The sequence below is a fragment of the Corynebacterium afermentans subsp. lipophilum genome, from assembly GCF_030408375.1.
Classification (GTDB): Bacteria; Actinomycetota; Actinomycetes; order Mycobacteriales; family Mycobacteriaceae; genus Corynebacterium; species Corynebacterium lipophilum.
In genome coordinates, this window is sequence record NZ_CP046530.1 from 399,234 (window position 1) to 419,151 (window position 19,918).

A 19,918-nucleotide genomic window follows, 5' to 3' on the forward strand; every position below is an offset into this window, starting at 1 on the left:
GGGTTACATCAGAACCGGGAGGTGCCATAACCACCATGACTACAGTCGCAGCCGCGTGGTTCGCCGTGGTGTTTTTCACCCTCCCCGGCTTCGTGTTTTCTTGGGTCGCCGGCATGAAAGCTCCGGCCGCCGGCGCGGCCGCGCTGCCGGTGACCTTCGGCCTGTTCGGCGTGACCTCCTGGTTTTGGGGGCTGACCAGCGCGCCGTACAACCTGTGGACCTTCGGCGTGAGCATGGTTGTGGCGCTGTTGGTGGCCGCTGCGTGGCGGTTCATGTTCGTGCGGCGCGCGCGCCGCGGCGGGGCAGTGAGCTGGCGTAGGGCGCTGTTTCCCGGTGACGTGCGAAAGGGCAGCATCGCCGACCCGTACTGGGTGCTGCCCGCCGCCGGCGTCGGCGTGGGGGCGTTCATGGCGGCGTCGGCCAGGCTGCGCTGGCTCGAGCGCATGCCCAACGGTGTTTTCAACATCGTCCAGGGGTGGGACGTGCAGTGGCACGCAAACCTCGTGCGCTTCATCATGGACGACGGCATCGCCTCGGCCACCCGGATGGGCGAGCTGCAAAACGTGGAGTCGCAGCTGAAGCTGTTCTACCCGTCCGCCTACCACGCAGGCATTGCCCTGTTCGGCGAAACGGCGGGCCTGGACCCCATCCCGGCGCTGAACATCGCCTCCGCCGTGCTGCCCGCGCTCGCGCTGCCGGCCACACTCGCGTGCCTGGTGTTCGCGTTTTTGCGCTCCACCGGGGTCACGGCGCAGATCGCCGCGGCGCTCGCCGCGATCATGGGATATGCCGCCCCGCAGCTGTTCTGGATCCCGGATTACGTGGGCATGTGGCCCTACCTGTTCGCCGTGGCACTCACCGGCACCGTGACGTGGCTGCTTGTCACCGTGCCGCGCCGGCGCGCCAGCGCCCTGCCCACCGCGCTCGCCTTCGTGGCGGTGCTGTGCGTGCACCCGTCCGCAGTCACCATCGTCGTGCTCGCCGTGGGCTTCTACTGGCTGACCTCCACCCTGGTTCGCCCCGAGCGCTCGCGGCTGACGGACACGCTGTGGATCGCGCTGCCCGCCGTCGCCGGCGTTGCCATGTTCGTCCCGCAGGTGCTCGCCGGCTCCGCCCAGGCGGGCGAGGTGGCCTCTTGGCGCCCCGAGGAAACCCTCGGCGTCGGCGGGGCGTGGGGCACAGCGCTGCGGATGGAAACGCGCCACGTGCTGCAGTTCTTCCCCGCGTACGACTCCACCGTGCTGCTCTGGCTCGCCGCCGCCGGCGCCGTGGTGTGCCTGTTGTGGCGCCGCCAGATCTGGCCGGTGCTGTTCTACGCGGTGTCCCTGGCCATTACCGCCAACGCCTTAGTCCCGTTCGGCAACACCTTGGGCCGCCTGCTCGACTACGTGGGCAACCTGCACTACAGCACCGGCCACCGCCTGATCATGCCGGTGGTCATGGCTGTCACGGCCTCGGCCGCTATTGCGGTGGCAGCGGGGATTCGCGTGGTCACGGCAGCGCCCGTCGCTAAGCGGTATGCGAAAGGCGAGCGCATCAGCGCAATCGCGAGCATCGTCGTCGCCTGCATCGTGGCCTCCGCCGCGATCCCGATGATCCGCCAGCACACCGACCACGGCGCCGAGCAAACCTACGCCGCAGCCCGCGTCATCGACCGCATGGTCGACGCCGACGACCTCGAAGCCTTCGACTGGCTGGCCACCCAACCCGCCGCCTGGGAAGGCCTGACCGCGGGCGACCCGGCCGACGGCTACTCCTGGATGTACGCCTACAACGGCGTGCCCACGTTGAACCGCCACTACCTGTGGCCCAACGGCGGCCGCGGCACCAACGGCGACATCATGTACTGGAACGCCGACTTCATCGGCGAAGGCGAGCACAACCTCGTCGACGAGACGGTGGAGAACTTGAACGTGAAGTTCTTCCTGCTCAGCCCCGGTCCGTTCTGGCACTACCAGTACCCGCCATACGAGATGCTGCGCGACTTTTGGGTCTCAGAAGGCGTGACACCGGTGTACCGCAAGGGCTCCACGGCGATCTTCGCGGTGAACAGCCAGTTCAGCGAGGCGGAGCTGGAGGACATGGTCGCAGACGGGCAAGAAAACGGCTCCGACGAGCTGTTTGCGCTCGCGGAGGCCGGTACTGCGCAGTAAGCTTTGCGCCAGGTGTTTTTCTCGGGGGGAGGGGAATTGTCATGGCGAAGCTTTTGCCAACCACGCGTGCCCAGGTGTCGGGGCATAAGTTCATGCGCCGCCGCATGGAGCACGGCCTGATCTTCGGCGACATCCGCATGATCCACGATCCGCTGGCCGCGCGGCGGCGCGCCACCATTTTCGGCACCGCGGCGGTGGTGATGATCGCGGGCGTGATGGGGCTGTTTGCGTGGATGCGTCCGAACGCGGATCCGGGGGATGCGCCGATTGTGCGCGCCGCGGACGGCACGCTGTACGTGCGCGTGGGGGAGGCGGCGCACCCGGTGACGAACTTGGCGTCGGCGCGGCTGATCGCCGGCCAGGCGGCTGAGCCGGCGCGCATCGGCGACGAGAAGCTCGCCGAGTTGCCGCGCGGTGTGCCGGTGGGCATCGTTGCAGCACCCGGCATGTTCGCGCCCGAAGGCACGCCTGTGGCCAGCTGGTCGGTGTGCGGCGCGGACACGATTACGGTGGTTGCGGGTGAGGCTCCGGAGCCATTGCCTATCGACGCCGCAGTCCTCGCCGCCGATGCCACCCGCGAGTGGGTCGTCACCGCTGAGGGGCGGCGCTTGCTGCCGGAGGCCAACACCCCGCAGGGTCGAGTGATCCGCCGGGCGCTGGGAATCACTCCGGACACGCCCCGGTGGTCGCCGCCGACGCAGGTTATCTCGGCGTTGCAGGAGCTGCCGCCGGCGGCGCTGCCGGATCCGCTGCCGCAGATCATCGACGCGGACGATGCGTCCTGGGCGCTTTTAGACGGCCGCATCCAGCCGATCACCGCCACCCAGCGCACCATGCTGCTGGACGCCGGCGCGAAGGCCGCCGTCGCTGACCGCGAGTCCCTGGCCACCTACCCTGACGCGGAGGAGGAGCTGCGCCTGCCGGGGGAGCGGCCGCGGTGGATCGAGCCGCACCTGGCGTGCGTGGACCAGGGGCGCGGCGGGGCAGCCGTAGACGAGGCGCCGGAAGGCATCGCGCTTTCCGGCACGTCCGTTGCAACGCACTTCGCGGGGCTTCACGGCGGTTCTGTCGGGGTGGATTCGGGCCACGGGTTCCACGTGGTCTCCGCCAACGGGCTGCGCCACCGCGCACCGGACGCGGAAACCCTGGCCACGGTGGGCGCGGCGCACGTGGAGGACGTGCCGTGGGAGATCGTTGCCTTGCTGCCGGAGGGCGCGGAGCTTACGCGCGACTCGGCGCTTCAGGCGACCTATTAGGCCCGTATTACCGTCGGCCGGCGCGCAGCGCGACCACCAGGGCCGCCATGGCGAGCGCCGCCCCGGCGAGCAGTCCGAGCCTGCCCACGGCCGCGTTGGGCTGCTTATCGACGGCGCGCACCTGCGCCGTTGGGCGGTCCGCCAGTTCGTGCGGTGTCAGTTGGGTCAGCGCGGCAAGCGGGTCGATGGCACCGCCGCCGGGTTGAGCGGAGGCGTCGATAAGTGAGCGCACATGCTCCGGAGTAATGCCGGGGTAGCGCGACTGCAAAAGCGCCACCGCGCCGCTGACCACCGGGGTGGCGAAACTCGTGCCGGCGTAGGGGCGCACGCCGTCTTTTTCCAGCGTGCCCTCTGCCCACCCACCCGGCGCGAGCGCCGCCGGGACATGGCCTGGCGCGGACAGCGCGGCGGGCAGGGAGTAGTCGGCGAGGGTGTGGTCGTCGGCGCGCGCGGCCACCGCGAGCACGGTGGGGAAGCGGGCGGGGAAGACCTCGAAGCCGGGTTCGCAGTCGGGCCCCGCGTTGCCGGCGGCGGCAACGACCACCGCGCCTTGCGCCTCGGCGCGGTGGAGGGCACCGGTGATGCCGGAGGCATCGATGCGCGCCGCGAATCCGGGTTCCAGGCAGGACACGACGGAAATGTTGAGCACGCTCGCGCCTTCGTCGAGGGCGTTGTGGATCGCGTCGGTGAGCGTTTGTAGGTTGCCGGCGTCAACGTCGCGGTAGTGCGCCGAGGTCTGCCGGACCGAGATGATCTCCGCGTCCGGGGCGATGCCGAGGGTGCGCCCGGCGATCACCCCGGCGACGGCGGTGCCGTGGTTGTCGCAGTCGTGCAGCGCGTCCGCGGCCACGAAGTCGCGGCCGCCGCGCAAGTGGGTGATCTCGGGGTGCGGGGCGACCCCGGTGTCGATCACCGCCACGCGCACCCCGGCGCCGGTGGCGAAGTTCCGCAGGTTTTCGGTCGCGGGGGAAGCAGCAGGCTTGTCGACGAGCGCCGGCACCGCGCACGCCACATCCTGGGCGGAAGCAGACACCGGTGTGAGGCTCAGCGCGAGCAGGGCGATGACGGTGAGTTTGCGCATCTTAAAGCCCCCGGATCAGGCCGAACAGCCCGGTCAAGTGCACCGCCAGCGGGATCACGGCGATGGTGGCGGCGATCTCGGCGCGCTCGAACCACACGATGGTGGTCGGCTCCACATCCGGCACGCGCGGCGCCCACGCGACCGTCGCCGCGGCAGCGATGGAAGCGAGCGCAGCGACGGCGATGCACGCCGGGTGCCCGGTCTTTGCGGCGGCGGCCGCGGCGGCGATGACGGCGGAAAGGGCCACCGCGGTCAGGCAGGCGCGCGGCACAGCCCAGTGCTGGCGTGAGGCGTAGACCACCAGTGCCGCCGCAACACCCAGGCAGAATGCGAACGTCCACTCCCCGCCGGCCCGGCCCAGCCACCAAAGTGCCGGCACGCAGCACGCGGCGATTGCCGCCGAGATAGCGGAGGCGATGGTGGCAGCGGCGGCGCTGCGGGCGTCCACGTCGTGTTGGTAGTCGTCGGAACGGTCGAACTCCTCGCCGGCGGTGGGCACCCGCGGCACGGTCAGTCCTGCCGCGCGGGTGGCCGCGCCGGGCGTGGCCACCACCCCGAGCACCCCCGTCAGCACCGTCAGCGCGGGCGGGGCGAGCGGGCCCGGCAGCCACACGCCGGCCGCCCCGGCGCCGCCGAGCACGCAAACCGCGGCCGTGAACGCCACCTGCGCCGCCCCGGCCAACCCCAGGGCGACGCCTATGCCGACAGCCACTGCCGCCGTGAGCAGCGCCGCCAGCGCCCCGAAGCCGAGCGAGACAGAGTCTGTGCCCGCATCGCCGCCGCCGGCGACCCACGCGCCCGCGGCGAGCCCCGCCAGCAGCGGCACGGGAGCAAACGCCGGGCGCGACCTGCCTATCGACGCCACCGCCAACGCCAATAGCGCCACCGCACCCAACGCGACCGGCCACGGCGCGAACACCCGCGCAAGCAGGAGCACCGCCGTCAGACCCGCGAACGTCGCCGCCGCGTCCAACCCGCGGATTTGCCGCGCCGACTCGGCTGCCCCGGCCAGGGCGTCGGCCGCGTCGCGCACCACCGGCGGGGGCGTGGGTTCTTGGGGGTGGAGGGAGACGGTGGCGCCGTCGTGAAGCTTGAGCGCGTACAGCGGCGTATGCATATCCAGCACCGCACCGCCCGCGGTGGTGGCTTGCCACGGGCGGTGCACCTCCGGCAGTTCCACCAGGCGCGCGAGCTCCGGCAGCACCTCCGCCAACGTCGACGACGTCGGCAGCGTGACGTCGATGTCGCGGTGGAACGCGACAACCGAAATGCGGACAGTAACGCGCACGATGTGGTGCGCAGACGTTGCAACCAACTTTCAAACCCCCGAAATATCAGGCGCGGCCCCCATTCGCCGCGCGACGGGACACAGTATGGCCTACAATCCACAGCACGTCCACAGTTCGGGGGGAACTGTGGGAAAACACAAGGGGGGAAAATCCACGATGCTTGGCCTCGACTACGACCAGGTGCTCGCACCAACAACCGGCGCACCAGATGCCGCGATCGATGCCGCGCCGCCGCCGACCGGCGCCTTGCGCGCCGAGCCCGTGCCCGCGGCGCAGAAACCGCAGTCGCCGCCGGTGATAAAAATCCTGCTGCCGGTGGTGATGGTGGTGGCAGTCGGCGCGGTGATGGTGCTCATGGCCACCTCCGGCCGCGCTGTGAGCCCGATGATGCTGATCTTTCCGCTGATGATGCTCTTCGGGCTCGTCGGCATGTTCAACCCGCAAGAAAAACAGAGCGACATCGACGAGACCCGCCGCGTCTACCTGCGCCACCTAGACGCGCTGGCGAAAAAGGCCCGCGCGAACGCCGCGACGCAGCGCACGCACGCCACCGCGCTGCACCCCGCGCCGGGCGAGCTGGTGGCCGCGGTGCCGGTGGAGCGCATCTGGGAGCGTGCAGGCGCCCCGACGGTGCGGCTGGGCACCGGTGCGGGCGCGCTGTGCACCCCGGTGGACGTGGACGACCCCGGCAGCCCCGAGGATTTGGACCCGGTGTGCGCGGTGAGCCTGCGCCGCGCCGTCGCGGCGGTGAGCACGGTGCCGGGCATGCCGATGCTGGTCCAGCTCGACGCGTTCGACGCGATCACGCTCGCCGGGCCTGCGGCGGCCGATGTGGCGCGTTCGATCGTGTGCCAGCTGGCGTTTTTCTACGGCCCGGAAAAGGTCCGCATCGACGCGCCGTTTGCGTGGGCGAAGTGGCTGCCGCACGCTCGCAGCGAGGGGGCGTTTCGCATCTCGCTTATCGACGGCCACGACTCTCCCGCCCCCACCGACTCCGACCTGGTGGTGACCATCCACGACGACCCGGACTTCTTCGCCGACCCGGACGCGTTCCACCTGGTCTGCACCGACGTGCTGGAAGCGGTCACGGCACAGGGGGTGGAGCAGCTGGGCGTGCCGGATGGGTTCACGGATGCGGAGGCGGAGTTCGTCGCTAGGCATCTAGGCTTCTACCGCCGCCCCGACGGCGCGGTCGAGGCTGGCGGGGATTTTCTGTCCATGCTGGGTGTGCCGGACGTCGATGCGCTGGATGCGCACACGATGTGGCCGGGGGTGCGCAACAAGCTGACCGTGCCCATCGGCGCGACTCCCGACGGCGCGCCTGTGTACCTGGATTTGAAGGAGGCGGCGCTTGGCGGGATGGGCCCGCACGGGCTGTGCATCGGGGCGACGGGCTCCGGCAAGTCGGAGCTGCTGCGGACCCTGGTGGTGGCGCTGGCGGCGACGCACTCGCCCGAGGAGCTGAACTTCGTACTCGTGGACTTCAAAGGCGGCGCGACGTTTTTGGGCTGCGAGGCGCTGCCGCACACCGCCGCGGTGATCACCAACCTGGAGGACGAAGCGGTGCTGGTGGAGCGCATGTTCGACGCGATCTCCGGCGAGATGCACCGCCGCCAGGAGCTGCTGCGCAAAGCGGGCAACTTCGCCAACATCACGGACTACACCAAGGCGGGAAACACGCTGCCGTCGCTGGTCATCGTGGTCGACGAGTTCACCGAGTTGCTCACCCAGCACCCACACTTTGCGGACCTGTTCGTGGCGGTGGGCAGGCTCGGCCGTTCGCTGGGCGTGCACCTTTTGCTCGCCTCGCAGCGGCTGGAGGAGGGCAAGCTGCGCGGGCTGGATTCGCACCTGTCCTACCGCATCGGCTTGAAGACGTTCTCCGCCGGCGAGTCCCGCCAAGTCCTCGGCGTGCCGGACGCCTACGAGCTGCCCGGCGAGCCCGGGTCCGGCTACCTCAAAGCCGGCATGGAGCTGACCCGCTTCCGCGCGGCGTACGTCTCCGGCCCGCTGACGCGCACGGTGGTGGAGCACCCCGGCGAGCAGCACGTGCGGCTGTTCACCGGCAACGAGATCGAACTGGTGCCCACCGCCTACGTTGAGGAGGACCGCTCCACCACGCTGCTGGACGCGGTGGTGGCCAAGGCCCGCGAGGTCGCCGACGCCCGCGGCATGCACGCGCACCAGGTGTGGCTGCCGCCGCTGCCGGAGCGCATCCCGCTTTCGCAGCTGGCGCAGACGGACGGAGCGCTCGGGCTTATCGACGAACCCTTCAAGCAGCGCCAGACCCCCTTCCACCTGGACCTGGACAGCGCCGGCGGGCACGTTGCCATCGCGGGCGGGCCGCAGACGGGCAAGACGATGGCGGTGCGGAGCATCGTGGCCACGCACATGCGCGAGGGGTTGGCCGTCTACGTCATCGGCGACGTACCGGAGCTCGAGGCGCTGCCGCATGTCGCTGGCGTGGCCAGCATGAAAGACGCCGAGCGCACCCGCCGCATCGTCGACGAAGTCACCGGGTTCCTCGACCACCCGCGGCCGGTCATGCTGGTTGTCGACGGCTGGCACGCCCTCGACGAGGACCTGCGCGAACCGCTCGCCCGCATCGCCTCCGAAGGCCCCGACGCCGGCATCCACCTCGTGGTGACCACCCAGCGCTGGAGCGCGATCCGCCCAAACGTGCGCGACCTCATCGGCACCCGCCTCGAGCTGCGGCTGACCGAACCGATGGACTCGTTGATCAACCGCAAACACCAGGAGAAGCTGCCCGCCATGCCCGGCCGCGGCCTGACCCCGGACGGCAAAACCGTCCAGCTCGTCTTCACCAGCGGCGAGGACATCGCCCACCTCGCCGCCACCGCCGACCAGGCGCCGGTGGAAAGGTTGCGGGTGCTGCCGGATGCCGTCGATACGCACTCGCTTCTCGACGGCCAAAGGATCCCCCTCGGCATCGGCGGGCCTGCCCTCGAACCTGTGTACTCCTCCGGGCACGTCTTCGTCGTCGGCGCTGGCGGCTGCGGGAAATCCACCTTCATCGCCAGCACAATCGCCGCGGTGGAGCACATGGGCCGCGAGGCCGCCCGGATGGTGGTTCTCGACCCGAAGCGCGCGCACCTCGGCCGCGCCGACGAGGACATGGTCGCTGCGTACGCCGCATCCACCAGCGCGATCACGCAGGCCGCCAAATCGCTCGCCGTCACGCTGCAGTCGCGGCTGCCCGGCGCCGAGGTGACCCCGGAACAGCTGCGCGAGCGGTCCTGGTGGAGCGGGCCCGAGCTGTACCTGATCATCGACGACTACGAACTCGTCGGCGAAGACCCGCTCCGGCCGATCGCGGAACTGTTGCCGCACGCGCGCGACATCGGCCTGCACGTCGTGGCCGCCCGCAAATTCGGCGGCGTCTCGCGCGCCCTGTTCGGGCCGTTCTTGACTGCCCTGAAGGACCTGCAGCCCGACGTGCTGCTCATGGACGGCACCCGCGACGAAGGCGCCATCTTCGGCGTGCGACCCAGCCCGCAACAACCCGGCCGCGCCACCTGGATCCAGGGCGAAGCGCGCGGCACCGTCCAACTCCCGGAGGCACCATGACCGAGCTGCGCATCACCGCCACCGACGCATCCACCGTGATCACCGGTGCAGCCAACATCCACCGCTTCGACGCGCCCACTAGCCGCGAAATCGCCGGCACCGTCCGCAGCGTGCTCGGCCCCGACCCGCACGGCGCGCCGGTGCACATCGCAGCCGACCCACAACGCCTCAGCGAGCTCACACACGCGCTCGCCGACTACGACATCGAGCTGACCACCGAGCCCCTCCAACCCGTCGCGCCCACACCCGACGACACCCCAGAACCCTTCCACCGACCACCGCCGCCCGAACAGGAATCGCGCTCCGGCGTGTGGATCATCGCTGCCGTCGTCGCCGCGGTCGCCCTCGCCTGCGCCGCAGTGATCTGGGGTCTGACCAGCGGCAAGTCGCCGGGGGAGGAGGAACCGCCACCGTCGCAGCCGCCGGAGACGCAATCAGCGCCAGTGTCGTCTCCTGTGCAGGAGGAGGAACGGGCGGAGCAGACGTCGATAAGCATTGAGCGCGACGGCTTAACCGTCCAACTCCCCGCAGGCTTCACCCTCGAAGCCGACGACGACATGTGGCGCGCCACAGGAAGCGACCCCAACTTCCGTCTGCAGATCGCCGTCGAGCACCTCTACCAGCTGCCTGCGCGCACCATGGCCGAACAACTCCTCGCGGACATCGAAACCGACCCGGAGGTCGAACTCGTCGACACAGACGGCATCTCCGTGACCTACCTGGAGCGCGCCGGCGACGGCTCGCAATCGCTGTGGAAAACCTGGCCCAACGGGACGGTGCAACTGTTCGTAGGTTGCCACACGCGCGCCGAACCCACCGTCGTGCAACGCGCCACCTGCCGCATGGCCATGGAATCCGCTGAATATAAGGGGGCTGACGTGGGTCCTTAAAAAAGTTTTGCAAACGATGGAACCGATTGGGCCAAACGGCAGTCAGATATACGGACAGCACAGAAGTTGTCCGTCCCAACACACACAACGAGGGGGAAAGAAAAACATGGAGCAGTTCGCAACCGAAGCCGAGGTCATGCGCGCCGCTGCAGACCGCACCGACGACACCAACGCCGACGTCAACCGCGAAATCGACCGCGTGCAGCAAGTCGCCGAAGCCACCCGCGGCTACTGGGTGGGCAACGCACAGCGCAGCTTCGACGAGCTCATGCTGCGCTACGACGACGCTCAAAGGCGGTTGTCCGAGGCACTGAGCGCGATCGCCGTGAACATCCGCGACAACGCCAAGAACTACGAAACCACCGACGCCACCAACACCGACAGCCTCCGCCAGATCGCCGGCGGACTCGCACTGTAAAGGGGAAACAATGCAGATCAAGTACGATTTCGCGCAGATCGCCGGCGCCGCAGAGGACATGCGCGCCTCCGCCTCCCGCATCAACGGCGACCTGGCTGAACTCAAGCAGATGCTCCAGCCCATGGCGCAAACCTGGGAAGGCACCGCAGCCGCGGCCTACCAGGCGCACCAGGCCAAGTGGGACCAGGCGGCGCAGGATCTGAACCAGATCCTCAACCAGATCGCCAACACCGTGGAAGACGGCAACACCACCATGCTCGCCGTCAACAACGCAGCCGCGAACAGCTGGGGCTAGAACACAACAAGACTTGCGTCGCAGGCCGTGCAAGGGGCCGTTTTCATCGGGGGACGGGCACGGCTTCACACGGCCCGCGGCGCAACCACTCGGGGGTTACGGGGGCGTGCCGCCGCAGGTGATGGGGGAATCACCTGCGGCGGCACTTTTTTGTTTTCGGGCAGGTGTGCCGTAGGGTGTTATCCCTGTGTGTCCCGCCGGATGCGCTTTTCGGGTCTCCACCGGCCGCCGTGAAGCGCAAAGGGGCAGACGAGGTTTTGGCCGGCAGCCATCTAGACAGACTTTAAGGAGTCATGCATGTCTACTTACCACCCGAAGAGCGGTGACATCACCCGCAAGTGGTACGTCATCGACGCAACCGACGTGGTGCTGGGCAAGCTTGCTTCCACCGTCGCAGACATCCTGCGCGGTAAGCACAAGCCGCAGTACGCACCGAACGTCGACACCGGCGACCACGTCATCGTGATCAACGCCGACAAGATCCACATCTCCTCCAACAAGCGCGAGCGCGAGATGCGTTACCGCCACTCCGGCTACCCGGGTGGTCTGAAGTCCATGACCCTGGGCCGCGCGCTGGACGAGCGTCCGGATCGCGTGATCGAGGAAGCTGTCAAGGGCATGATGCCGCACAACAAGCTTTCCCGTCAGTCCATCAAGAAGCTGCACGTCTTCGTCGGTGCCGAGCACCCGTACGCTGGCCAGCAGCCGGAAACCTACGAGTTTAAGCAGGTGGCACAGTAATGACCGAGCCGAACAACTTCGAAAACACCTCTGAGTCCCTGGGCACCGACGTCGACGCCGCAACCGCTGCGACGGAGGAGTTCAACTACACCATCGGCGACGCCATCGCCCCCGAGGCTGAGGCAACCGAGGAGACCGTTGAGGCCGCTCCGCTGCACGAGGGTCCGATCCAGACCGTTGGCCGCCGTAAGCGCGCCATCGCTCGCGTGACCGTCGTCGAGGGCGAGGGCAAGATCACCGTCAATGGCCGCGAGTTCGAGGACTACTTCCCGAACAAGCTGCACCAGCAGGACATCCTCACCCCGCTGACCCTGCTCGAGCGCGAGGGCCAGTTCGACATCAAGGCCAACATCTCCGGTGGCGGCCCGACCGGCCAGTCCGGTGCTCTGCGCCTGGCTATCGCCCGCGCACTGAACGTCTACAACCCGGCTGAGCGCACCACCCTGAAGAAGGCTGGCCTGCTCACCCGTGACGCCCGTGCCGTGGAGCGCAAGAAGGCAGGTCTGCACAAGGCCCGTCGCGCACCGCAGTACTCCAAGCGTTAATCGCTTTTACGCGTGCGTTGTACGCCGTCGTCCGTTTGGGCGGCGGCGTTTCGCGTTGCTAGGTGCGTGGTGGTCCGAAGAGTTGGTCGAGTGCTCCGCGGTCGGTGTTTTTGATGTGGTATCGGCGGGGTGAGACCCACCAGGGCGCGCCGCGGATCATGGTGATGCGTCCGCGGGATTTGCGCCAGGGGTCATCGTCGTTGATCCGGTTGTGATACCTGCATAGCGGCGCCAGGTTGTCCATGTTGGTCAGCCCGCCGTGTTTCCACGCTGTCACGTGGTGGATCTCGGAAGCGTAGGCGCCGTGGCGGCAACCCGGGAACGCGCACACGGGTGAGACCATGCAGGCAAGATCGCGTTGTTTCTGGTTGGCGAAGCGCTCGGTGTCGTAGAGGTTGACCGCCCCTTCCTCCGGGTGGAAGGCTGCGACCTCGAGCTCTTCGCCGAACTCTTGCTGGAGGTACTCCGCCCCGGTCATGCTGGTGCCGTCAGTCAGCGTCAATACAACGTCGCCGCCTCCTGCGAGGATGCGCGCGTGTGTGTCGATGGGCACCATCACAATCGGCCTGGGTGCTGCGGCGACGACCCCGCCGGTCTTGCCTTCGACGATGCGCCAAAACGCCTCCTCCATCTGGGCCGCGGCAGGCATGGCCGGGTCGATGTCTTGGCGCAGGCGGTGCTCGAGGTCTGCGGCGTTGCGGTCGGTGGTGTCGATGGTGATGCGTGCGCGTCCGTTCTTCGGCTGCGAGAACGCGACTTGTTTCTTCGTTGGGGCGGTGTCGTCGCGGGGGATGAGCTCGCGGGCGGCGCGTTCGATAGCTTTGTACCCGCCGGTGACATCCAACAGTTCCAGTCGCAGCCGCCACCGCTCGCCGGCATCTTTCACTCCGTTGATGCGCCGTTCGATTAGTCCGAGTTCGTCGAGGGAGAACCCGTGGGCTTTCTGCACCGCGTGGGCTTGTTTGCGGGTGAATTTTGTTTTCCCGTAGTAGACGTTCTGCATCTCATCCCAGGCGCGGGCCTTATCCGGCGCCATGCCAGCCGAAAGCGCAACCGGCAGGTCGAAGTGCCGCAGTGTCTCCATGGATACTGCGGACATCGCTTCGATGAATGCGTCGAACGGGTTCATGGCCACAGACCCTAAACCCAACGCAACCCCACCCCGGCCCGCCCTGTGGAATTCGCAACACCACCCCTGTGGATAACTCGCAAAACGCCAGGTTAAATTGCGCGAGAGTTGGGGTGGCGGAGCGATCGTCGATAGGCAAGTGCATAATTGTGCGCATGACTCGATTGTTCGGAACTGACGGTGTCCGCGGCCTGGCTAACGAGGCCCTCACCGCATCGCTTGCCCTCAAGCTCGGCGCCGCGGCTGCGACCGTGCTGACCAAGGACCGCGGCTCGGAGAAGCGCCGCCCGATCGCGCTGATCGGCCGGGACCCGCGTGTGTCCGGCGAGATGCTTGCTGCCGCGATGGCGGCCGGTATGGCGTCGAAAGGCGTGGACGTGCTGCGCGTCGGCGTCATCCCCACGCCGGGCCTGGCGTTTCTCACCGACGACTACGGCGCCGACATCGGTGTGATGATCTCCGCGTCCCACAACCCAATGCCGGACAACGGCATCAAGTTCTTCGCCGCCGGCGGCAAGAAGCTGCCGGACGACATCGAAGACGAGATCGAGCGCGCCATGGCCGTGCTGGAGGAAACGGGCCCGACCGGCACCGCCATCGGGCGCGTGATCGAGGAGGCGCCGGACGCCCAGGAGCGCTACCTTGCCCACCTCAAAGAGGCCATCACTGAGCCGCTGAACGGCATCAAGGTCGTGGTGGACTGCGCCAACGGCGCCGCCTCCGAGGTCGCCCCGAAGGCCTACGCGGCCGCTGGCGCCGAGGTCACCGCCATCCACAACACGCCGAACGCCTACAACATCAACGACGGCTCCGGCTCCACCCACATGGACCAGATCCAGGCGGCCGTGGTCGAACACGGCGCGGACCTGGGCCTGGCGCACGACGGCGACGCCGATCGCTGCCTGGCCGTGGACGCGCAGGGCAACGTCGTCGACGGCGACCAGATCATGGCCATCCTCGCCACCGGCATGAAGGAATCCAACAGCCTGAAGGACAACACGCTCGTCGCCACGGTGATGAGCAACCTGGGCCTGAAGCTGGCCATGGAGCGCGAGGGCATCTCGGTGCGCGAGACGAAGGTGGGCGACCGCTACGTGCTCGAGGAGCTGGGCAACGGCGATTTCTCCCTGGGCGGCGAGCAGTCCGGCCACATCGTGGTGCCGGCCCACGCCACCACTGGCGACGGCGTGCTGTCCGGCCTCATGCTCATGGAGCGCATGGCGGAGACCGGCAAGACGCTCGCCGAGCTGGCGGAGGTCATGACGGTGCTGCCGCAGACGCTGATCAACGTGCCGGTGTCCAACAAGGCGCTGATCCTGCAGGACCAGTCCGTCAAGGACGCCATCGCCGAGGCGGAGGCTGAGCTGGGCGATGCCGGCCGCGTGCTGCTGCGCCCGTCTGGCACGGAGGAGCTGTTCCGTGTCATGGTGGAGGCCGCTGAGGAGGAGCAGGCGCGCAAGGTTGCCGGTCGCCTCGCGGCGGTCGTTGCCGCGGTGTAGGTTTATCGGCGGTAAAAGTTTTTTGCCCCGGCAGGGAACCGCCGGGGTGTTGGGGGAGTCTAAGTAAAGGTAAGACAGTTCAACTGCGAGCCTTTCGGGGGTGGGCATATGACACATGTTGGGGCGCTCGACATCGATATCGATGCGGTGCGCACGAAGTACACAGAGGCTATCGACGCGTACCGCGGCGCCGCGCGCGAGCTCGACGCTGGGCGGCCGGTGGTCGCCGCGTCGGCGTTCGGCGCAGGGTTTGCGCGGGAGGGCCAGCGCATCGTGGATGCGTTGGAGGCGTTGCATTCCACGTCGCAACGTTTCCTCGCGGCGCGCGGGGAGAATTGGGAGCAGGTGCTTTTGCTTAGCGACGCCACCGTCGCCGCCGACCAGCTCTCATCCGAGTTTTTAGAGTCTATTGCGGGTGGGGTGGATAACGCATGATGGCGGCGGTGAAAGACGACGTCCAGTCGCTGGTGCGCGCGGTTGATGTCGCGCCGGAGGTGGGGCCGGCGCAGCGCGCCGCGGTGCACGGCCTGGCCGGCGAGCTGCTGGAGCAGGTCGCGGAGACCGACGGGTTAGATCTGAGCGCGTTTCTAGCCGCTGGCCTGCGGTTGTCTGCGGGCGGGCAGCGCCCGGAGACGCCGGCGCGGACGTGCTCGTGCGATGAGAGCGCCTGGTTCGACGAGGTGGGCATCCGCGAGCGTGAGCTTTGCGACGAAACACGCGAATCCGAGCATTTCGACCGCGCGAAAACTGCCGGGGAGAGCATTGGGCAGTGCGGGGAGGCGATCAAAACGATCGTGGACACCGCGGAGTCGGCGGTGCGTGCCCTGCTGGAGCCGGCGCGGCGCATGCTGGACATCGTGCTGAACTGCGGGATTGCGCAGTTGATCCAGCCGGCGGTGGAGATGGTCATCGAGGCGCTGCGCAGCGCCCGCGAGACCACCAGCGACCGCAACTGCGTGATCAAGGAGTGCTTGGGGGAGGTTGCCACCCGCGTCGACACGGCGGCCGCTGAGCAGCCCGCCCCGCCGGTGGATTTCGGGGAGAAGACGCATTCGCCGTGCGACGTCAGCACGCGCCCCGCCGCCGCTAAAACTTCCGATGAAGCTTCTCGCAGCGCCTCGTCCAGCGCTGGCGCCGATTTGGGTCTGGAGCTGACGCTGGGGCTGACGTTGGAAGCGAACCTGGAAGCGACGCTCGAGGTCGACGAGACGGCACTCGAGGACTGCCCGACCGAGCCGGCGGCGACGCCGGAGTGCGAGCCAGAACCAGAGCCTGAGCCTGAGCCGGAACCAGAGTGCGAGCCGGAGCCAGAACCTGAGCCGGAGCCCGAGCCTGAGCCGGAGCCCGAGCCTGAGCCGGAGCCTGAGTGCGAACCCGAGCCTGAACCGCCACCGCCGCCACCGCCCGCGCCTGCAGGTGACGGTGTGATCGCTCCGCCGCCGGAGCTGTCGCAGGTGGAGGAGCCGGCACCGCCGCCGAAGAAGCTGGAGAATCTGGAAACGCAGCCGGCGCAGGCAGGAGATGCTGGCGACACCGGCGGCACCGACGGGGTGGATGCTGATCCGTGGGCAATGAAGAAGTCAGGGGAGTGGTAACGATGGATTTCGAGCAGTTTGTGGCCCAGTACCAAAGGCGCACCGCGAAGCGCATGGCGGACTTCGAGGCGTTGATGAAGGAAACGCAGCAGAAGATGGAGATGACCGCCAAGCACCACGCGCGGGCCCGGGAGACGATGCCGCGGCAGCCGGTGACGGTGCCGCGGGGGGATTACAGTATGCCGCGGCCTCGTCGTAACGCTGCGCAGAAGTCGCAAAAGCAGCAGATCCAGGCGGTGCTGCGCGCGATTGGCCCGAACGGCGAAAACCCCGTCGTGTAAAGCACACGACGGGGTGGGGAGACGGGGGCTAGAACAGGGAGAAGCTGGCGTTGTCGCGCGCCAGGCCGGCGGCCTTGGACAGCTTCTCGCCGGTCAGGGATGCCACGCCGGAGCCTTCGGCGTCAGGCTCGGAGTAGGAGGCGTAGGACTTGTCTTCGTCGAGCTGGTGCAGAAGGTAGCCCACGAGCAGGCCGCGGATGGTCTCCTGCAGGCCGCGGTCGGACTTGCCCAGGCCGAGGAGGCGCTTGACCAAGGTGTCCTCGGAGAAGGACTGCTGGTCGCCCTTCTTCGGCGCGCGGTAGACCACCTCGCCGGCCCAGTTGTAGGCCAGTTTGGCGGGGTTGCCGGGGTCGAACAGCGAGTCGCCGTCTTCGCCGGGGCCGACGACCATGCCGGGGACGAACAGGTTGCGCGCCGCCTCGACTGCGGACGGCGCCACGTTGGCCGGGTACACCGCCGCCACGGCCTTCGCCTTCGGGTTGTCCACCGCGGCGAGCACGGCGGCACCGCCGCCCATGCCGTGGCCGACAACGCCGAGCTTGCCCGGGGAGATGGAGATGTTGCCGTTGCCCAGGCGAACACCGCCGAGGATCTGCATGGCGGTTTCGAGGTCGGCGGCCAGGCCGGTGTGGTCGGGCTTGAAGCCGGTTTCGGTGTCCGGCGCGGCCACGGCGATGCCCCAGCTGGCCAGGTGGCGCAGGGTGTCCTCGTAGGCGGCGACGTCCTTGAGCCAGTCGTGGCCGAACGCCACGCCGGGCAGGTTCTTGCCTTCGGCGGGGGTGTAGACCTTGCCGGGCAGGCCGGTGTAGCCCAGGTCGCCTTCCAGGACGCGGTGCGGGCCGCGCTTGGATAGGTCGGAGAGTTTCTTCAGCTTCGCAGACACGCGGGCAATCCTACTGCAATCTTTCCTCGACTAGGGTGAGTCCGACATTGCCAGGCAACCCCGCACACTCAGGAGGTCGGATGCTCGGTGCTTTGCAGCTGGCGTTCATCGATTCGGTGAATCTGCTCCTCATCGGCGTCATCGTCGCGGTCGGTATCGCCGCGCGGCGCAACTACGCCAAGACCACGGCGCTGCTGATCGCGGGCGATTGGTGCGGGGTCGCAGGTTTAGCGCTGATCATGCTGGTGATTTTCGACGGCCTGGGCCCGGTGGTGCAGCGCTTCGTCGAAGGCCCGGTGTTCGGCATTTTGCTCATCGCCACCGGCATCCTCACAGCGATCCTGGCGCTGCGCGGCGGCGACAACCGGGCGCTGACGCAGAAGATCATGCGCCCACTGCACACCCCCGGTCCGGCCACGGTGGCCACCGGCGTGGTGCTCGGCCTGATTCAGTCGGCCACGTCGGTGCCGTTTTACGGCGGGCTCGCGCTGTTGTCGGCCGCCGGCATCGAGGCGCAGGTGCGCTACGCCGCGATCCCGCTGTATGCCACGGTGGCGCTGTCGCTGCCCACGTTGGCGGCGTTGGCCGTCGGCTGGGTGCGTGCGAAGCCGGAAAGCGCGGCGGCGCGCGGCTTCAATTGGGCGCGCGCCCACCCCGACCAGGTCACGGCCGCGGCGACGTGGTCGGTGGCGGTGCTGCTCATCGTGTTGGGCATCACCCACGTGATGTAATAGGCCCGTGCTGACAACAACGATCGATCTGGACGCTATCGCGCACAACACCCGCCGCCTGCGAGAGCAGACATCGGCGGAGCTGATGTGCGTGGTCAAGGCGGACGCCTACAACCATGGCATCGAGCGCTGCGTGCCTGTGATGGAGGCGGGCGGCGCGGACGCCTTCGGCGTGGCCACGTTCGCGGAGGCGCGCCGGGTGCGCGAGCTGACGGCCAAGCCGGTGCTGGCGTGGCTGTGGGACCCAAAGGAGGAGCTGCCGGCTGGGGTTGATGTGGGGGTTCCGTCGTTTGCGCATTTGCATTCGCTTATCGACGCACCAACGGCGCCCACCGTCTACCTCAAGGTGGACACGGGGATGCACCGCTCCGGCATCGATGAGGTCCGCTGGCAGGAGGCCTTCGAGCTCGCCCTGGACGCGCAGCGCGAAGGCAAGCTCACGGTCGCGGGGCTGATGACGCACCTGAGCTGCGCCGACGACCCTGCCGACCCGTACACCGATGTGCAGGCCGCCGCGTTTCGCCGCGCGATCGCCCAGGCCCGCCAGGTGGGCCTTCAGGTGCCGCGCAACCACGCGGCGAACTCGCCGGCGACGTGGACCCGCCCGGACCTGCACTTCGACATGGTCCGGCCGGGGGTGAGCCTGTACGGCCTGGAGCCGGTTGACGGACTCGACCACGGGCTCAAACCCGCGATGACCTGGTCGGCGCCGGTGGTTGCGGTCAAGCCGATGCGCAAGGGCGAGGCCACCAGCTACGCGCGCACCTGGGAGGCGCCGGCGGACGGGTTCACGGCCGTCATCCCGGCGGGCTACGCGGACGGGGTGCAGCGCTCCTGGCAGGGTGCGGTGGAGGTCGACATCGCGGGCCGGGCCTACCCGCAGGTGGGCCGGGTGTCCATGGACCAGATCGTGGTCTGGCTCGGCGACAACGACGCTGGTGTCGCCGCGGGCGATGAGGCCGTAATCTTCGGCGACGCCACCGCGTTGGCCAAGCGTGCCGGCACCATCAACTACGAGGTGGTCTGCGCCCCGCGTGGTCGCACCACCCGCACGTACATCGGGGAAGGCAAGTAGATGAAGTCGAATTTTCCGGCACAGGGCGAGCGGCTGTGCGAAGGTACTGCGGATACGCAAAAGCTCGGCGAGGAGCTGGGCGCGGCGCTCGAGGCGGGCGACCTCGTTGTGCTCGACGGCCCGCTCGGCGCGGGCAAGACCACCTTCACGCAGGGCATCGCGAGGGGGATGGGGGTCAAAGGCAGGGTGACAAGCCCGACGTTCGTGATTGCGCGGGAGCACTCGTCGATAGGCAGTGGCCCCTCGCTTGTGCATGTCGACGCCTACCGGCTCGGCGACGACCCGCTAGGCGAGCTCGACGCCCTCGACTTAGACAGCGCCCTCGAGGAGGCCGTGGTGGTGGCCGAGTGGGGCGGCGGGCTGGTGGAGCAACTCGCGCAGCGCTACGTGCACGTCACGCTCGATCGGCGCACGCACGCGGAGACGGAAGCGCGCATCATCTCCTGGCGCGTCGAGGACGGGATGTAGG

The 19,918-nt window shown here is 68.5% G+C and carries 19 protein-coding genes; 15 read left to right on the top strand and 4 right to left on the bottom strand.

Annotation, left to right across the window (positions count from 1 at the left end):
• The first annotated feature begins 35 nt into the window (after positions 1-35).
• Together CAFEL_RS01905 and eccB are read left to right on the top strand one after the other, a co-directional pair.
• Positions 36-2,153 carry a DUF6541 family protein gene (locus tag CAFEL_RS01905; RefSeq protein WP_194561043.1) on the top strand — a complete coding sequence of 706 codons (2,118 nt, stop codon included), beginning with the start codon at positions 36-38 and terminating at the stop codon, positions 2,151-2,153.
• Positions 2,154-2,194: 41 nt separating this feature from the next.
• Positions 2,195-3,409, top strand: a complete 1,215-nt coding sequence (gene eccB / locus CAFEL_RS01910; protein WP_194561042.1) for a type VII secretion protein EccB — start codon at positions 2,195-2,197, stop codon at positions 3,407-3,409.
• Positions 3,410-3,416: 7 nt separating this feature from the next.
• On the opposite strand, the gene CAFEL_RS01915 is transcribed toward eccB, so the two are convergent.
• Both CAFEL_RS01915 and eccD read right to left on the bottom strand, forming a co-directional pair.
• Positions 3,417-4,490 carry a S8 family serine peptidase gene (locus CAFEL_RS01915; protein WP_194561041.1) on the bottom strand — a complete coding sequence of 358 codons (1,074 nt, stop codon included), beginning with the start codon at positions 4,488-4,490 and terminating at the stop codon, positions 3,417-3,419.
• A 1-nt stretch (position 4,491) separates the two neighbouring features.
• Positions 4,492-5,805 (bottom strand): type VII secretion integral membrane protein EccD, encoded by a 1,314-nt coding sequence (eccD, locus tag CAFEL_RS01920; RefSeq protein WP_194561040.1) that lies wholly within the window; start codon positions 5,803-5,805, stop codon positions 4,492-4,494.
• 130 nt (positions 5,806-5,935) lie between these two features.
• Between eccD and eccCb the strand changes: the two genes are divergently transcribed.
• The 6 genes from eccCb to rpsI all read left to right on the top strand — a co-directional run bounded on the left by eccCb (position 5,936) and on the right by rpsI (position 12,256).
• Positions 5,936-9,367: a type VII secretion protein EccCb gene (eccCb, locus tag CAFEL_RS01925; protein WP_194561039.1), complete on the top strand. Its 3,432-nt coding sequence runs from the start codon at positions 5,936-5,938 to the stop codon at positions 9,365-9,367.
• Entirely contained in the window at positions 9,364-10,257 is an 894-nt protein-coding gene (locus CAFEL_RS01930) for a type VII secretion-associated protein (protein ID WP_194561038.1), read from the top strand. The genes eccCb and CAFEL_RS01930 overlap by 4 nt, the downstream gene beginning before the upstream one ends.
• 106 nt (positions 10,258-10,363) lie before the next feature.
• Entirely contained in the window at positions 10,364-10,675 is a 312-nt protein-coding gene (locus CAFEL_RS01935) for a WXG100 family type VII secretion target (RefSeq protein WP_194561037.1), read from the top strand.
• A 10-nt stretch (positions 10,676-10,685) separates the two neighbouring features.
• Complete coding sequence (locus CAFEL_RS01940; RefSeq protein ID WP_034997309.1) at positions 10,686-10,970, top strand: WXG100 family type VII secretion target; 285 nt, start codon at positions 10,686-10,688, stop codon at positions 10,968-10,970.
• A 297-nt stretch (positions 10,971-11,267) separates the two neighbouring features.
• Positions 11,268-11,711, top strand: coding sequence for a 50S ribosomal protein L13 (gene rplM / locus CAFEL_RS01945; protein ID WP_034997310.1), 444 nt, complete (start codon positions 11,268-11,270; stop codon positions 11,709-11,711).
• Entirely contained in the window at positions 11,711-12,256 is a 546-nt protein-coding gene (rpsI, locus tag CAFEL_RS01950; protein WP_194561036.1) for a 30S ribosomal protein S9, read from the top strand. The genes rplM and rpsI overlap by 1 nt, the downstream gene beginning before the upstream one ends.
• Before the next feature lie 58 nt (positions 12,257-12,314).
• Here the strand turns inward: rpsI and CAFEL_RS01955 are convergent, their stop codons facing one another.
• The gene (locus CAFEL_RS01955) at positions 12,315-13,385 is read right to left on the bottom strand and encodes an HNH endonuclease signature motif containing protein (protein ID WP_194561035.1); all 1,071 of its coding nucleotides are present in this window, start codon (positions 13,383-13,385) and stop codon (positions 12,315-12,317) included.
• A gap of 155 nt (positions 13,386-13,540) precedes the next feature.
• Here CAFEL_RS01955 and glmM point away from each other — a divergent pair, with 155 nt between their 5' ends.
• From glmM to CAFEL_RS01975, 4 genes are all read left to right on the top strand, one after another.
• Positions 13,541-14,884: a phosphoglucosamine mutase gene (gene glmM / locus CAFEL_RS01960; protein WP_194561034.1), complete on the top strand. Its 1,344-nt coding sequence runs from the start codon at positions 13,541-13,543 to the stop codon at positions 14,882-14,884.
• 108 nt (positions 14,885-14,992) lie between these two features.
• Positions 14,993-15,319, top strand: coding sequence for a hypothetical protein (locus tag CAFEL_RS01965; protein WP_194561033.1), 327 nt, complete (start codon positions 14,993-14,995; stop codon positions 15,317-15,319).
• Between the two features lie 8 nt (positions 15,320-15,327).
• Positions 15,328-16,479, top strand: coding sequence for a hypothetical protein (locus CAFEL_RS01970; protein ID WP_194561076.1), 1,152 nt, complete (start codon positions 15,328-15,330; stop codon positions 16,477-16,479).
• 2 nt (positions 16,480-16,481) lie between these two features.
• Positions 16,482-16,760, top strand: coding sequence for a hypothetical protein (locus tag CAFEL_RS01975; RefSeq protein ID WP_034997315.1), 279 nt, complete (start codon positions 16,482-16,484; stop codon positions 16,758-16,760).
• Positions 16,761-16,788: 28 nt separating this feature from the next.
• Here CAFEL_RS01975 and CAFEL_RS01980 read toward each other — a convergent pair whose 3' ends face one another.
• A complete protein-coding gene (locus CAFEL_RS01980) occupies positions 16,789-17,643 on the bottom strand; it encodes a poly(ethylene terephthalate) hydrolase family protein (RefSeq protein ID WP_194561032.1) in 855 nt (284 codons plus the stop codon).
• 80 nt (positions 17,644-17,723) lie between these two features.
• On the opposite strand from CAFEL_RS01980, the gene CAFEL_RS01985 reads away from it, so the two are divergent.
• From CAFEL_RS01985 to tsaE, 3 genes are read left to right on the top strand one after another with little or no spacing between them, the layout of a single operon-like run.
• Positions 17,724-18,374 carry a GAP family protein gene (locus tag CAFEL_RS01985; protein ID WP_194561031.1) on the top strand — a complete coding sequence of 217 codons (651 nt, stop codon included), beginning with the start codon at positions 17,724-17,726 and terminating at the stop codon, positions 18,372-18,374.
• A gap of 7 nt (positions 18,375-18,381) precedes the next feature.
• A complete protein-coding gene (alr, locus tag CAFEL_RS01990; RefSeq protein ID WP_194561030.1) occupies positions 18,382-19,449 on the top strand; it encodes an alanine racemase in 1,068 nt (355 codons plus the stop codon).
• Positions 19,450-19,917, top strand: a complete 468-nt coding sequence (gene tsaE / locus CAFEL_RS01995; RefSeq protein WP_194561029.1) for a tRNA (adenosine(37)-N6)-threonylcarbamoyltransferase complex ATPase subunit type 1 TsaE — start codon at positions 19,450-19,452, stop codon at positions 19,915-19,917.
• Position 19,918 lies beyond the last annotated feature (1 nt).

Coding starts and splice junctions, on each gene's coding strand:
- CAFEL_RS01975 (WP_034997315.1), top strand. CDS start 16,482: ATGGATTTCGAGCAGTTTGTGGCCCAGTACCAAAGGCGCACCGCGAAG.
- glmM (WP_194561034.1), top strand. CDS start 13,541: ATGACTCGATTGTTCGGAACTGACGGTGTCCGCGGCCTGGCTAACGAG.
- CAFEL_RS01935 (WP_194561037.1), top strand. CDS start 10,364: ATGGAGCAGTTCGCAACCGAAGCCGAGGTCATGCGCGCCGCTGCAGAC.
- rpsI (WP_194561036.1), top strand. CDS start 11,711: ATGACCGAGCCGAACAACTTCGAAAACACCTCTGAGTCCCTGGGCACC.
- rplM (WP_034997310.1), top strand. CDS start 11,268: ATGTCTACTTACCACCCGAAGAGCGGTGACATCACCCGCAAGTGGTAC.
- CAFEL_RS01905 (WP_194561043.1), top strand. CDS start 36: ATGACTACAGTCGCAGCCGCGTGGTTCGCCGTGGTGTTTTTCACCCTC.
- tsaE (WP_194561029.1), top strand. CDS start 19,450: ATGAAGTCGAATTTTCCGGCACAGGGCGAGCGGCTGTGCGAAGGTACT.
- eccB (WP_194561042.1), top strand. CDS start 2,195: ATGGCGAAGCTTTTGCCAACCACGCGTGCCCAGGTGTCGGGGCATAAG.
- CAFEL_RS01985 (WP_194561031.1), top strand. CDS start 17,724: ATGCTCGGTGCTTTGCAGCTGGCGTTCATCGATTCGGTGAATCTGCTC.
- CAFEL_RS01940 (WP_034997309.1), top strand. CDS start 10,686: ATGCAGATCAAGTACGATTTCGCGCAGATCGCCGGCGCCGCAGAGGAC.
- eccCb (WP_194561039.1), top strand. CDS start 5,936: ATGCTTGGCCTCGACTACGACCAGGTGCTCGCACCAACAACCGGCGCA.
- CAFEL_RS01930 (WP_194561038.1), top strand. CDS start 9,364: ATGACCGAGCTGCGCATCACCGCCACCGACGCATCCACCGTGATCACC.
- CAFEL_RS01955 (WP_194561035.1), bottom strand. CDS start 13,385: ATGAACCCGTTCGACGCATTCATCGAAGCGATGTCCGCAGTATCCATG.
- CAFEL_RS01965 (WP_194561033.1), top strand. CDS start 14,993: ATGACACATGTTGGGGCGCTCGACATCGATATCGATGCGGTGCGCACG.
- CAFEL_RS01915 (WP_194561041.1), bottom strand. CDS start 4,490: ATGCGCAAACTCACCGTCATCGCCCTGCTCGCGCTGAGCCTCACACCG.